Origin of the sequence: Variovorax ureilyticus, from assembly GCF_037889935.1 — a bacterium.
GTDB classification, from domain to species: Bacteria; Pseudomonadota; Gammaproteobacteria; order Burkholderiales; family Burkholderiaceae_C; genus Variovorax; species Variovorax ureilyticus.
Genome location: NZ_JBBKZU010000027.1, coordinates 19,479 through 32,761 on the forward strand (window position 1 = coordinate 19,479; position 13,283 = coordinate 32,761).

At 62.7% G+C, this 13,283-nt stretch carries 11 protein-coding genes and 2 pseudogenes; 4 read left to right on the forward strand and 9 right to left on the reverse strand.

Going from position 1 to position 13,283, the window contains the following annotated elements; genetic code table 11:
* Positions 1-45 precede the first annotated feature (45 nt).
* The 6 genes from WKW77_RS33235 to WKW77_RS33260 form a co-directional block, all read right to left on the reverse strand.
* Positions 46-513, reverse strand: a complete 468-nt coding sequence (locus WKW77_RS33235) for an acyl-CoA thioesterase (protein ID WP_340361160.1) — start codon at positions 511-513, stop codon at positions 46-48.
* Between the two features lie 13 nt (positions 514-526).
* Positions 527-1,840 carry a CitMHS family transporter gene (locus WKW77_RS33240; RefSeq protein ID WP_340361161.1) on the reverse strand — a complete coding sequence of 438 codons (1,314 nt, stop codon included), beginning with the start codon at positions 1,838-1,840 and terminating at the stop codon, positions 527-529.
* Between the two features lie 154 nt (positions 1,841-1,994).
* The gene (acnA, locus tag WKW77_RS33245) at positions 1,995-4,775 is read right to left on the reverse strand and encodes an aconitate hydratase AcnA (RefSeq protein WP_340361162.1); all 2,781 of its coding nucleotides are present in this window, start codon (positions 4,773-4,775) and stop codon (positions 1,995-1,997) included.
* A 161-nt stretch (positions 4,776-4,936) separates the two neighbouring features.
* A complete protein-coding gene (locus tag WKW77_RS33250; RefSeq protein ID WP_340361163.1) occupies positions 4,937-5,935 on the reverse strand; it encodes a Bug family tripartite tricarboxylate transporter substrate binding protein in 999 nt (332 codons plus the stop codon).
* Between the two features lie 210 nt (positions 5,936-6,145).
* Complete coding sequence (locus tag WKW77_RS33255) at positions 6,146-7,063, reverse strand: GntR family transcriptional regulator (RefSeq protein ID WP_340361164.1); 918 nt, start codon at positions 7,061-7,063, stop codon at positions 6,146-6,148.
* Between the two features lie 23 nt (positions 7,064-7,086).
* A complete protein-coding gene (locus WKW77_RS33260) occupies positions 7,087-8,070 on the reverse strand; it encodes a Bug family tripartite tricarboxylate transporter substrate binding protein (protein ID WP_340361165.1) in 984 nt (327 codons plus the stop codon).
* A gap of 92 nt (positions 8,071-8,162) precedes the next feature.
* Here WKW77_RS33260 and WKW77_RS33265 point away from each other — a divergent pair, with 92 nt between their 5' ends.
* The 4 genes from WKW77_RS33265 (at position 8,163) to WKW77_RS33280 (ending at position 11,399) form a co-directional block, all read left to right on the forward strand.
* Positions 8,163-9,248 carry a lactonase family protein gene (locus tag WKW77_RS33265; protein WP_340361166.1) on the forward strand — a complete coding sequence of 362 codons (1,086 nt, stop codon included), beginning with the start codon at positions 8,163-8,165 and terminating at the stop codon, positions 9,246-9,248.
* The gene (gene prpF / locus WKW77_RS33270; RefSeq protein ID WP_340361167.1) at positions 9,245-10,441 is read left to right on the forward strand and encodes a 2-methylaconitate cis-trans isomerase PrpF; all 1,197 of its coding nucleotides are present in this window, start codon (positions 9,245-9,247) and stop codon (positions 10,439-10,441) included. The genes WKW77_RS33265 and prpF overlap by 4 nt, the downstream gene beginning before the upstream one ends.
* 6 nt (positions 10,442-10,447) lie before the next feature.
* Positions 10,448-11,188 carry an ABC transporter substrate-binding protein gene (locus tag WKW77_RS33275; RefSeq protein WP_422823313.1) on the forward strand — a complete coding sequence of 247 codons (741 nt, stop codon included), beginning with the start codon at positions 10,448-10,450 and terminating at the stop codon, positions 11,186-11,188.
* An 88-nt stretch (positions 11,189-11,276) separates the two neighbouring features.
* Positions 11,277-11,399, forward strand: coding sequence for a hypothetical protein (locus WKW77_RS33280; protein WP_340361168.1), 123 nt, complete (start codon positions 11,277-11,279; stop codon positions 11,397-11,399).
* Between the two features lie 484 nt (positions 11,400-11,883).
* On the opposite strand, the pseudogene WKW77_RS33285 reads toward WKW77_RS33280, so the two are convergent.
* The 3 genes and pseudogenes from WKW77_RS33285 to WKW77_RS33295 all read right to left on the reverse strand — a co-directional run.
* Positions 11,884-12,235, reverse strand: a pseudogene (locus tag WKW77_RS33285) (transposase); the annotation flags it as partial.
* Positions 12,196-12,297: pseudogene (locus tag WKW77_RS33290) on the reverse strand (IS5/IS1182 family transposase); the annotation flags it as partial. The pseudogenes WKW77_RS33285 and WKW77_RS33290, both read right to left, overlap by 40 nt.
* 104 nt (positions 12,298-12,401) lie before the next feature.
* Positions 12,402-13,199, reverse strand: coding sequence for an SMP-30/gluconolactonase/LRE family protein (locus WKW77_RS33295; RefSeq protein WP_340361169.1), 798 nt, complete (start codon positions 13,197-13,199; stop codon positions 12,402-12,404).
* Between the last annotated feature and the right edge of the window lie 84 nt (positions 13,200-13,283).

The window sequence follows — 13,283 nt, forward strand, 5'->3', positions numbered from 1 at the left end:
GCCCTGAACGGAAGTAGCGGTGCTGTGGAAGCGGTGGTTCAACCTCTATCGCCTGGCGCGCTTCTCCATCTCGCGTCGCAGCTCTTTCCGGTCGACCGCTTCGGCATAGCGTCGCTTCTCGTCAGGAGTGAACGGACGTAGCGGGGTAACTGATACCGGCTTTCGGTTCTCGTCGACCGCAACCATGGTGAAGAAGCATGAGTTCACATGGCGGGCCTCCTGCGTCCGGATGTTCTCAGCCACGACCTTGATGCCAACCTCCATCGAAGACGTCCCAGTGTGATTAATGGAGGCAAGGAAGGTGACCAACTCCCCCACGTAGATTGGCTGCCGGAAGACCACTTGGTCGACGGACATGGTCACCACATAGCACGCCGCGTAGCGCGCGGCGCACGCATAGGCCACTTGGTCGAGCAACTTGAGAATCGTGCCGCCGTGCACGTTTCCGGAAAAGTTGGCGGTATCCGGCGTCATCAGGACGCTCATCGAGAGCTGGTGTGCTGGCATGTCCACGACGCCTCTCCAATCAGAACAAGGGGATGATTCCAAAGAGACCCGCCGAAAGAATCATGACCACGGCGAGCAACGCAGCCCACTTCAGCGTGAACTTCTGGTGGTCACCAAACTCGACACCGGCGACTCCCATAAGAACGTAGTTCGCGGCGACCAATGGGCTGAGTTGGTGAATCGGCTGCCCCAGCAGGGAAGCGCGAGCAATGATTTCCGGCGCGATGCCATAGCCCTTTGCCGCTTCCGCCAGGATGGGCACCACCCCAAAGTAGAAGGCGTCGTTCGATAGGAAGAAGGTCATCGGAGCGCTCAGGAGCGCGGTGATGAGTGGCAGGAAGTTGCCGGCAGAATGCGGGATGGACTGGACGACGCTTTGTGCAATCGCGTCGGTCATCTTCGTCCCAGAAAGAATGCCGGTGAATACGCCCGCCGCAAAGATGACGGACACCACCGACAGCGCGCTGGCCGAGTGGGCGGCAATGCGCTCCTTCTGGTCCTTGAGGTTCGGGAAGTTGACCGAGATGGCAATAGCAAACGCGCCCATGAAGAGCAACGGCAGCGGCAGGATGGCCAGTACCAGGCACACCATCAGGCCGATGGTCAACACCAGGTTGAAGACCATCTTTGCCTTGCTGACGCGCGGAGGGTCCGATGCGTCGAGGTCAACGTCCCCACCAATCGGGGACGCCTCCATGTGGTCCGGCTTCCAATCAATGCGCTTGAGGCGAGCGCGCTCCCGAAGGCCAAGGTAATAAGCCACCGCGAGGGTCGCGAGGCAAGCCATCGCCATTGGCGGAATCAAGGGAGTGAAGACTTGGTTGGCCTCAAGGTGGAGCGCGCTCATCACCCGCGCAGTCGGACCGCCCCAAGGTGCAATGTTCATGATGCTGTTGGCCATCATGGTGACGCACGGAAGAATGAGCGGGTTGATGCCCAGGCGGCGATGCAGCGGCAGCATGGCCGTTACGCACAGGAGGTACGTGGTAGACCCGTCGCCATCAAGGGAGACAATCATTGCCAGCAGCGCAGAGCCAACGACGAGACGCACCGGGTCGCCCTCTGTCAGCCTGACGATGAGTCGAATGAGGGGGTCGAACAGACCCACATCAATCATCAGCCCGAAATAGAGGATGGCGAACAACAACAGCACCCCAGTCGGTGCGATGGCCTTCAACCCGTTGATGACCATCGGGCCGATGCTTCCGCCGAAGCCGCCAATCAGTGCAAAGACGATGGGCACGGCGATGAGCGCGATGAGCGCCGTAGCTCGGCCGGTCATGATTAGCGCCATGAAGACGACAATCATTGAGTACGCAAGGATGGTTAGCATGGTTGTCTCGAGTTGGGCGGTGCTGGCCCTCGGTGATTTCTGATTCGGCTCGATGCGGGGGCAGCGCAGGTCCCTCCCGTGCTGCCGAGCTTGCAGCGCAGGATTGCTTCGAGGCAAAGAAAAGCTAGGAAGGCCCAGGAGCCCTCCTGCTAGGTCAGCCTAGAGTTGCGCCCTGACTGGCGCTAGGTACTTCGCTGCCAGGCATGGCGTCAGGCAGCTCGTGCTGGGGACCGCCCACCTCCGGCTGTATGCGCTTCGCCGAGTGGGAGACGTGCTCTTCGGACTTGCCGGACACATAGTCACGCCACACCAGCGGCAGGATGCCGCCGTGGCGCCAGTAGTCCACATCCTCCTCGGTATCGAGGCGGATGATGAGTGGCACGGTCGTCGTCCTTCCATCGGCTCGACGTACGATGGCCTCAATGCGCCCCGAAACTTGGAGGTGCTGGGAGAGCGCCGGCACGTCGATGGTTTCGCTGCCATCCAGGTTCACCGACTCCGCCGTCGTGCCTGGCTCGAACTGCAGTGGTAGCACGCCCATGCCCACCAGGTTGGTTCTGTGGATGCGCTCGAAGCTCTCTGCAATCACGGCCTTGACGCCAAGAAGGGCCACACCCTTGGCTGCCCAGTCGCGGGACGAGCCGCAACCGTAGTTCTTGCCGGCGATGACGGCGAGGGGCACGTCCCGGCGCAGGTACTCCTCCGCCGCTTCGAACACCCGCATCTGCCTGCCGTCGGGCATGAGCTTGGTCTCGCCCCCTTCGACACCGGGTACGATGCGGTTACGCAGACGGATGTTGGCGAAGGTCGCACGAACCGCCACGTCGTGGTTGCCGCGCCGAGTCGTGTAGTTGTTGAAGTCCCGGCGTTCGACACCCTTCGAGAGAAGGAAGTCGGCGGCCGGAGTACCAAGGCTGATAGCGCCCGACGGAGAGATGTGGTCGGTCGTCACGGAGTCGCCCAGGATGACCAAGGGTCGCATGCCGACGATGTCCTCAACGGGAGCGGCCTCGCGCGAGAGCCCTTCGAAGTAGGGCGGCTGGAGGATGTACGTGCTCTCGTCGTTCCAGGGGAACCGTTGGCTTCGCTCACCCGCCAAGGCATCCCACGGTTCACCACCTTCGAACAGGTCGGAGTACTTCTGGCGGAAGATTTCCGGCTCGTAGGCGCCTTCGACTGCCTTCGCAATCTCGGCTGACGTCGGCCAGACGTCACGCAGGTACACCGGTTGACCGTTGCTGCCAGTTCCGATGGGCTCCGAGGTGACATCCACCGACAACGTGCCGGTAAGCGCGTAGACCACCACGAGGGCCGGCGAGCCGAGGTATGCGGCTCGCACGTTGGGGTGAATGCGACCCTCGAAGTTGCGATTGCCTGAGAGCACTGCAGTGCCGACCAGCTTCTCGGCATCAATGGCCTCGACCAGGTGCTCAGGCAAGGGACCGGAGCCGCCGTTGCAGGTCGTGCAGCCGAAGCCGGCAACATGGAAGCCAAGTGCATCGAGAGACGGCTGAAGGCCTGCCTTCTCGAGCACGGCCGCCGTCACGTGGCTTCCCGGCACCAGGGATGTCTTGACCCAGGGCTTGGCTTTGAGGCCCAAGGCGACCGCCTTCTTCGCGACCAGGCCCGCGGCCATCATGTTCACAGGGTTGGCGGTGTTCGTGCAGCTGGTGATGGCCGCAATAAGTACGTCGCCGTCGTGCAGTGAGAACTGCTCACCCTTCACGGGGGCAACGTGCTTGGGGTCGAGAGGCCGGCCGGCGATCTCCTGGTAGTGCTTCACGAATGCGCTGGGCACCGTCTCCAGAGGCAGATGGTCCTCGGGATTGCGGGGACCAGCCAGACACGGGCGGATTTCATCGAGGTCAATGGTCACGACGGTATCGAAGACCGGTGCGGGCGTCTCCGCGCTGCGCCACAGCTTCTGCGCCTTGGCGTATGCCTCGACGAGCTCGACCTGCGCGTCTTCGCGACCCGTCATACGCAGGTAGTCCATCGTGCGCTCGTCGATGGGGAAGTACACGGCGGTCGCCCCGTACTCCGGCGACATGTTGGCAATCATGCCGCGGTCGCCCAGGGACAGGGCCTCCAGACCGTTGCCGAAGAACTCAACGAACTTACCGACCACGCCCAGGGCGCGCATGCGCTGGGTGATGGCGAGGACCAGGTCAGTGGGGAGCACACCTTCCCGCAGCTTGCCCTTGACCTCGATGCCCACCACTTCTGGGAGCGCGAGTGCGACGGGCTTGCCAACCATGACCGCCTCCGCCTCGATGCCGCCGACGCCCCAGCCGAGCACGCCGAGGCCGTTAATCATGGGGGTGTGGCTGTCGGTCCCGACGCAGGTGTCAGGGATTGCGAGTTCGCCCTGAGCGTCCTTGTCCATCCAGACCACTTTGCCGATGTACTCAAGGTGTATCTGGTGCATGATGCCCTTGCCCGGGGGAACGATGCGCACGCCCTCGAAGCTGCTGCTGCACCAGCGCAGAAAGGCGAAGCGCTCGGCGTTGCGTTGGTACTCGCGCTCCAGGTTGACCTTACGTGCAACCGGGGACGCCCAACTGTCCACCTGCAACGAGTGGTCGATGATGACGTCGACCGGCACTTTGGGTCCAACTTGCGATGCATCGCCACCGGCCTCCGCGACGGCGTCGCGCATACCAGCCATGTCCACAAGCATCACCTGGCCAAGAATGTCCTGCCCGTAGACGCGCGTCGGGTAGAAGCTCAGACCTGCGCCCACTTTGCGGCCAAGAAGCGCATCGATTTCGGCTTGGGTGTCCACGCCACGGGTCGCCGCCTGGCGCACGAGGTTTTCCAGCAGGATGCGCAGGGAGAAGGGAAGCTGGTCGACGCCGTTTACGTCAGCGATGGAGACATAGCGCACCGTCCGGTTGGCCACTGGAAGTTGCTTAATCTGAGGTTCGGTTTTCATCTGACTTCCTTGATCGGGTAGACGGTGCTGGTCCAATAGCCATGGCAATTGCGGGCCTGGTGCGCTTTTCATCGATGGCCTTGCAGTGCTCAGTGCGTTCGCATGCTCAGAACGACTCGGTGCGGCGCGCTCGCAAGGCCTCGAACGCGCCGCGAGTCTTCTTATTCGACCTTGATGTCCCGCTTCGTGACGAGCGCCTGCCAGCGCGCGGTCTCATCCGCGAGCAATTTGCCGAACTCAGCCGGAGTTCCGCCTGCAGGCGTCAGGCCGTCCGAAGACATGCCTTTGGTCATTTCCGCACCGTGGATTGATTCGTTGATGGCCTTGTTGAGCTTGGCGACGATGTCCTGCGGGATGCCCTTGGGGCCAATGATTCCGTGCCAGTTCGTCACAGAGTAGTTGGGGAAGCCAGCCTCGGCAGTCGTGGGCACATCGGGAAGTGCTGCCAGCCGGTTGGGTGTCGTCACGGCCAGTGCTCTGAGCTTGTCAGCTTTGGCGAATGGGAGCGTGGAAGCGACCGTGCCGAAGACCACCTGGGTCTGGCCCGAGATGGTGTCGGTCAATGCGGGGGCCGTGCCCTTGTACGGCACATGCATCATTTGTGCGCCCGTGACATCAAGGAAGTACTCGGTCGCGATGTGGACGATGCTGCCGGTGCCCGCCGAGGCGTAGCTCAGCTTGTTGGGCTCCTTTTTGGCCAAGGCCACCAGGTCCTTGAGGTTCTTGGCTGGCACCTCTGGGTTCACCGCGATGATGAATGGTCCTCGAGCCAACTGCGCGATGGGAGTGATGTCCTTGATGGGGTCGAACGTGAGCTTGTAGAGCGCAGGGTTCACGGTGTAGCTGGCGGCAGCCAGGAACAGCGTGTACCCGTCCGCCGGCGACTTCAGCGCAGTGCTCGCCCCCAGGTTGCCACCCGCGCCCGGGCGGTTTTCAACGATGACCGGTTGGCCCAGCTTTTCGCTCATTCTTACCGCGACCAGGCGCGCGATGAAGTCGGAGCCACCACCCGGAGCGAAGGCCACCACGAGCTTGATGGGGCGGTTCGGATACGGCGCTTCAGCCCAAGCCGGGGCGCAGAAGGCGCAGACCGCGGCGGTCGCCAACAGCGCGCGTCGCACCGCGCCAAAAGACGGCTTCTTTGTCTCGTTGATTTGCATGAATCTTTCCTTCACTGCTTGTTTTGGGGGCGGCGCGAAATGACGTGAATCTCGTCAGCGCCTACGTTGTATTTTCTAGTCAGTTTCGACAATCATAGTCGAGGGTATACCCTTATCACTCGTAACCGGTTGCTCAGGCCGTTGGCGCGCGCAGGCATCCGCCGGGCAAGGAGCCCGGGCGGTTAACAGTTCGAGGGAGGCGGGGCCTACTCAGGCCGCTTGCGAGAAGACGCTGGAGTCCTGCAGCTTGCCGCGGCGCGCGCCGTTCAGGTGTGCCCGCATCAGGTTGGCGGCTTGCATGAAGTCCTGGCGCTCGATGGCGTCCAGGATGGCCAGATGCTCTGCTGCCTGGGTGTGCCGGGGGCCTCGCTTGGTGGCCTGGCGGTATTCCACCAACCGGCGCAGTTGATTGATTCGCCGCACCGACTGCAAGACGAATCGGTTGTGCCCCCACTGGGCAATCGTCTCGTGGAAGTGGCTGTTCGCCTCGAACAGCTCGATGGGGGTCATCGTCTGGAATCCCCCGTCCACGATTCGTTGCTGCTCACGCCTGAGCTGCTTGAGCTCGGCCGGCACGAAATTGAAGGACGGCCCGAGGATGGCGCCCGGCTCAATGGACTGCCGGAAGAGGTAGCTCTCCTCGTAGGCGTCCGGAGAGTCAATCAAGGACAGGAATCGCCACCCGTGCCCCATGCTTTGCTCAATCCAGCCCTCCTCGGAAATCCGGGACAGGACTTTTCGTAGGGTGCTGCGCGCCACCCCATATCGACGCATCAACTCGGCCTCGGTCACCTCGTCGGGCAAGAGTTCAGACTGACGGTCCTCCGCGATACGAAGGTAAAGGGGGTCGTCTGTCGACAGGAGACTAGCCACAGAACCGTCCCAGTCCTTGGCATCGACACTCAGAAAGAAGCCGCGGTTGGTGTCCTGCTGCAGGACGCCAAGCTGGGCCAGGTGCCTCAGGGCAACCTGAATGGGTGAACGGGACGTCCCAATGTGCTGTGCCAGCTGAATCTCGGGAAGATGGTCCCCTGCGACACGGTTGTCCCTGCGCACCAAGGCGACGATTTCCCGGGCAACACGTTGCTGCAGGGAGGTCAGTTCCGGGGCAGAGGCAACTTCATTCACAGAGGACATCCCTCAAGTCTAGGTCAGTCAATCTTTATCCCGTACTGCTTGATGAGCTTAGACCAGCGCTCGTTCTCACGCTGAATGAGTTCGGCGAACTCCTTGGGGCCCGCGCCAACTGGCTCGGTCATCCCCGCTGACAACTTTTCGGCGACGTCCTTTTCCTTCAGAGCAGCAGAAGCGGCGGCGCTGATTTTCTGGATGACCGCGTCCGGGGTGCCCTTCGGCACGGTCAGGCCCATCCAGGAAGCAAATTCATACCCACTAACACCACTCTCGGCCACCGTCGGGACGTCCGGCAGCGCCTTCGAGCGGTTCTTGCCGGTGACGGCCAGCGCCTTGAGCTTACCCGCCTTGATGTGTGGGAGAGCAGCCAGCGGGAATGCCACGACGGTGCTGATTTCACCGCCGAGCAGCGCGACGATAGCCGGCGCACCGCCCTTGTATGGCACATGGGTGATGTCCACCTTGGCCATCGACTTGAGCATCTCGCCGGCGATGTGGTTGGCGCTGCCATTGCCCGCCGTGCCGCACGTGAATTTCCCTGGGTCCTTCTTGGCCAGCTCCAGGAATTCCTTGAGATTCTTAGCCGGCACGGAGGGGTTCGCGATGATGACCAGGTCGATGGAGGTTAGCCAGGTCACGGGAGCAAGGCTTTCGACCTTGTACCCGGGGTTCGGATAGAGCCAAGGGTTCAACGACATGGTGCCTTGATTCACGAACGTCACGGTGTACCCGTCAGGAGCAGCCTTGGCGCCAAGGGCCGTGCCGATGTTGCCGCCCGCTCCAGCGCGGTTGTCGATGACGACCGCCTGGCCCAGCACTTCTTGCATCTTGCTCTGGATGCTTCGGCACACCACGTCGGCGTCGCCGCCAGCCGGCTGGGGAACGATGAGCGTCACCGGCTTGGTTGGGAACTTGTCCTGGGCAAAGCTACGGCCGGCAAAGCTGAGAGGCAGGACAGCGGCGCCTGCCTGCAGCAGCGCGCGACGAGAAATGCGGGTCATGAGGTTGTCTCCAAAGAAGTGGGCGGAAGCCCATTGGGAATTGCTGATTGTCTAAACTAATCATATAATGCAATCCAACGACAGGTCAAACCATGGAGACAATCCCGAACTTCGACCATCCCGACGTCGCGTATCGCGCATTTGTCGGGTGCAGGACGACTGCGCTTCGGAACGCCCGGGGCCGCGGAATAGAAGTTTTCGATGTGTCGAGTGCCGGCCGATGGACCCACAGATGGACCGTCCCCGCCGGCGACAACCCGTCCTACCTCCTGCTGGATGAGCAGCGCCGCGCGTTGCACTGCGTTCATGGAGACGGCGGCGAAATCAGCAGCTTCAAAGTCGACGTTGATGGCCGCCTTCACGGGCTGGGAATGCAGTCCACTCGAGGAACGAATCCCGTGCACCTGGCGACGAGTGCCTGCAAGGACTGGGTCGTCGTAGCTAACTACGCCTCGGGCAGCGTCGTGAGCCTGCCGATTCAAGAAGATGGCTCGCTTGGCCCAGTGGCACATCTCCTCGAGCTCCCAGCAAAGGCCGGCCCTCATAGGACCCAGCAGCGCGGCGCACATCCACACCAGGTCGTCCTCGACCCGTCGGGTCAGTGGTTCCTCGTACCGGACAAGGGCGCCGATGGCATCCATACAGTTGCCATCAACGAGGCGACAGGCGAACTACGCCTGGTATCGACCCTCGAAGTCGCACCAGGGAGCGGCCCACGGCATCTGGTCTTCCGTACGGACGGCGTGATTGCCTGGGTTGTGTTGGAACTGTCCAGCCAAGTCCTGCGGACGCGGTTCGACGCGTCGACGGGTCGGTTGGAGCCCATCGCTCGCACCACGACAGTCCCCGACTGCTTCACCGGCGAGAACACGGGCGCTGGCATCGGCCTATCCCGAGACGAACGCCACCTGCTGGTGAGCAATCGCGGCCACGGCAGCGTGGTGCGCTACGACGTCAGTCCAACAGGCGGTGCACTGTCCTCCCCAACCTGGACCCGAGTCCAAGGCACCGTTCCCCGCTTCATCTCTCCCCTCCCCGACAGCGATGCCCTGTGTGTCGCGAACGAAGACGCCGACTCCATCGTCAGCGTCGCGGGGCCGTCTCTTGTCGAACGGCTGGCCACCACCGGTAGCCCGGTGTGCTTCGCGTTCACCCATCCATCGAAAGGAAACCCATGACAAAGCAAGCTTCACAGATTGGCATTCGCGCGACGTACATGCGCGGGGGAACCAGCAAGGGGGTGTTCTTCACGCCGGACGACCTCCCGGCGTCCGCTCGCCAACCTGGCGCGGCACGAGACGCCCTCATGCTGCGTGTCACCGGAAGTCCGGACCCCTATGGGAAGCAAATCGACGGCATGGGTGGTGCAACCTCGAGCACCAGCAAGGTTGTCATCGTGGGCCAGAGCTCTCACCCAGACTGTGACGTTGACTACCTCTTCGGCGCGGTCGCCATCGAATCGCCCGTCGTCGACTGGAGCGGCAACTGCGGCAACCTGACCTCGGCCGTCGGTCCGTTTGCCATCGAGCGAGGCCTGGTAACGGCGCCGGAGAACGGCGTCGCAGTCGTGCGCATCTGGCAAGCCAACATCCAGAAGAAAATCATTGCGCACGTCCCCATGAGCGATGGTCAAGTCCAAGAAACTGGCGACTTCGAACTCGACGGGGTGACCTTCCCTGCAGCTGAAATCAAGCTGGAGTTCCTGGACCCCGGGGCGGACGAAGACGGCGAAGGGGGCGCAATGTTCCCCACGGGGAACATGATTGACAAGGTCGATGTGCCCGGAGTGGGCGTCGTCGAGGCGACTCTCATCAATGCCGGCAATCCCACCATCTTCGTCGACGCGGTCACTCTGGGCCTGAGCGGTTCCGAGTTGCAGCCTCGCGTCAACACGGACGCTGAACTGCTGGCAAAGGCCGAAGCCATTCGGGCGAACGCGACTGTCGCCATGGGCCTCGTGGCCACGGCCGCAGAAGCAACCGAAAAGCGTCCGCACACGCCAAAGCTGGCCTTCGTTGCGCAACCCACTGGATACACGGCGTCCAGCGGCAAGGCCCTCAGCTCTGACGACATGGACTTGTGCGCCCGCATCTTTTCGATGGGCAAGCTCCACCACGCGATGACCGGCACCGGAGCTGTCGCGATTGCGGTTGCCGCGGCAATCCCTGGCACCTTGGTCTCCCGCGTTCTCGGTGGCGGCCGCCACGATGAAATCCGCTTTGGCCACCCCTCGGGTACGCTGAAGGTCGGCGCAGATGCAGCCGAACAGGACGGAAGCTGGGCAGTGACCAAGGCGCTCATGAGCCGCAGCGCGCGCCGCCTGATGGATGGGCAAGTCTTCGTCCCCTCCAACTGGTCCTCAGAGCAGTGAGGTTTCGTGGTGCATTACTCTGCGCATGACGCTGAAGCGCTCGCCCCGACCGGGGTGCTCCGAGCCACAATCAATCTTGGCAATCCCATACTGGCGTGCCAAAAAGCAGGCAGAGAGCCCACAGGCGTTTCCGTGGACCTGGCCCGAGCGCTAGCAACGCGCTTGGACCTTCCGCTCGAACTATCGGTCTTCGACGGTGCGGCCAAGGCCGTCGATGCCGTCTCGAATGACCGTGCGGACGTGGGCTTTTTCGCTGTCGACCCGCTGCGTGTTCAGGGCGTCCAGTTCACGTCGCCGTATGTGCTCATCGAGGGCTGCTACCTCGTGCGTGAAGACGCACACTTCCACACCCACGAAGACGTCGACCAGCCCGGCGTCAGCGTCGTTGTGGGGAAAGGCAGCGCCTACGACCTGTATCTGACGCGTGCACTGCAGAAGGCCGAGCTCGCACGGAGCCCAACATCACCAGGGGTAGTGGACCTGTTCATCGAAGGCCGCTACGACGTCGCGGCAGGCGTCAAGCAACAACTCGAATCGGATGCCCAACGCGTCGGTGGGCTGCGCCTTCTGCCCGAGCGCTTCATGGTCATCAAGCAGGCGATGGGACTTCCTTCCATACGAGGCGCGCTGGCGGTATCGCTGCTTCAGCAGTTCATCGAGAACTGCAAGTCTTCCGGCTTCGTGCAAGAAGCGCTCAAACGCCACCGCATCGACGGCGCAGCGGTTGCGCCTGCGGCGACGCCATAGGATTGTTTGCACCGGCTGGTACACCCAAGCCCATCGTTGACCGTCTGCGGACCGAAGTCATCGCCGCCCTGAAATCACACCTGGCAATTTGAAGAGCGATGGCTTCGTCGCTGGGGCGGGCGTCACGCCCGAGCAGTTCACCGCCCAGATTCAGGAAGAGACGAAGAAGTGGGCCACTGTCGTCAAGAAGGGTGGCATCGAGCTCAACTGAACCGGCGCCTGCCGGCGATGACCGTTTCGGGTGGATGACTTGGATTTCCGCTTGTGGCCGGTCGCTCCAGTTCCAAAAGCTCACGCAGATGTCTGCAACGGGCACGAAGCCGCAGTCCGCCCCGCCCTCTTGCTCGTTAAGGGTTGTGGGACATCTGCCCGGCAAATGCGCAGCGCATAGAGTGACCACGACCTGAGGGCAGGTGTCGCACAAGCCTCGAGAGAGGAAACCGCGGAGCACAACGCGGCGGTTGTTCAGGGCCGTCTCGCTATGGCGATAGTGGCGAGAGCCATGCCGTCAATGTCGACACACAAGGGTTGTGCGCATGCGCTGGGCGGATGGCGCGGGTCCTTCGTGCGCGCTGCAGGGCCACGGGTGAGCCTGTGGCAGGCAGTCGCTGGTTCCGAGGGCTGCGTAGAGCTCACGCCAGCCTTGTCGACTCGTTCGCTGGTCGACCTCAAGGACGCAAGGGATGGACTCGAAGTCATGGCGGTGCGCGAATCGCTTCTCCACGGATGTACACCTGCGCGATGGTCATGGCGTGGCCGCAGTGCCGGCAGATGAAGGTGGGGCGCTCGGGATGCATCTCGGCATCGAGCTCGTTGCTGTCCGTGCATGCCGACGGCGCTGGCAGCGCATGCAGCAGCTCTCGCGCGGCGACCAGACTTGCCGTTGCGCGCGCCGTTGGCCGGGAGGCCGTAGTGACGGATGCGATGGAAGCCCGTGGGCAGCACATGCAACAGGAAGCGGCGCATGAACTCCTGCGGTGAGAGCGTCATGACCTTATGGCGCGTGCGGCCCTTGGCACGACGCGTTCCATGTCGGCCAGAAACTCCTCACGTCGCGTGCGCTTCTTCTTCATCGTGTATTCGGCACTGGCAAAGCTGCGTTGGCTCATCGTCGTACTGGTCTCATCAGGTGTCTGATCAACAACGCATCACTCGCCGGCTGCGAGGACGCGACGCTGAATTAATCAGCGTCTCCTAAGCCGACGTTCATTGTTCAGTTGAACGGCCAACCTGCACCCGGCGTCGCCACATCGACGGAAAGGATCTGCCCCGTTCCACCCATCTCTCCCATGCGTTCCATGCCGCACCATTTCGCCGAGGTGACAAACAGAGTGCGGCGCTCCGGGCCGCCCAGCATGCAGGCGAACGCGCCGCGATCGAACTTGAGTTCATCAAGAACTTCGCCGCCTTCGCGGACGCGGCGGCAATAGGCGTTCGGCACATCGGCGTACCAGAGGGCGCACTGCGCATCGAAGCAGATGCCGTCGGGCGGACCCTCGAGTTGAGCCCAGATCCGCCGACCGGACAGGCGCCCATCCTGATCCACATCGAACGCGGTCAGCCGCCGGCCCCAGCTCTCTGCGCACAGCAAGGTTCGCCCATCGGGACTCAATGCCATGCCATTCGGAAATTCGAAGCCCTGGGCCTGCGACTCGACACGGCGATCGGGGTGGACAAGGAGCAGCGCCGGTCCGTTCACGTAGATGCGACCCTGCGCATCGACCACGATCTCGTTCCAGGCACCGGACGATCCGAAAGGCGCAAACGGCATCAGGCGGCCGTCGACGCCTTGGCGGAGGAGATGGTCGGCGCCGGATGCCACGACTAGCATCGAACCGTCGGGATCGAAGTCGAACGAAAGCGGCGGCGCAGCGGCTTCGCAGACAAGGCGGGTCGAGCCATCCGCCTCCAGCGTGAAGATGCCGCCGGCTGTCCAGTCAGCGAACCAGAGCCGTCCGTCGTGCCACCGTGGTGACTCCACAAGCCCGAGGCCAGTCGCCAGCGTGCGCATTTGCATGGGCTTCTCCTTCGTCCATCGAGAGCGCTGCAGCAGGCATTCTGGCACTACTTGATGGCGTCGGACACCGACGCCGAG

Bases quoted from the DNA above. Each gene is read 5' to 3' on its own strand.
- WKW77_RS33240 (WP_340361161.1), bottom strand. From the start codon at position 1,840: ATGCTAACCATCCTTGCGTACTCAATGATTGTCGTCTTCATGGCGCTA.
- acnA (WP_340361162.1), bottom strand. From the start codon at position 4,775: ATGAAAACCGAACCTCAGATTAAGCAACTTCCAGTGGCCAACCGGACG.
- WKW77_RS33250 (WP_340361163.1), bottom strand. From the start codon at position 5,935: ATGCAAATCAACGAGACAAAGAAGCCGTCTTTTGGCGCGGTGCGACGC.
- WKW77_RS33260 (WP_340361165.1), bottom strand. From the start codon at position 8,070: ATGACCCGCATTTCTCGTCGCGCGCTGCTGCAGGCAGGCGCCGCTGTC.
- WKW77_RS33265 (WP_340361166.1), top strand. From the start codon at position 8,163: ATGGAGACAATCCCGAACTTCGACCATCCCGACGTCGCGTATCGCGCA.
- prpF (WP_340361167.1), top strand. From the start codon at position 9,245: ATGACAAAGCAAGCTTCACAGATTGGCATTCGCGCGACGTACATGCGC.
- WKW77_RS33295 (WP_340361169.1), bottom strand. From the start codon at position 13,199: ATGCGCACGCTGGCGACTGGCCTCGGGCTTGTGGAGTCACCACGGTGG.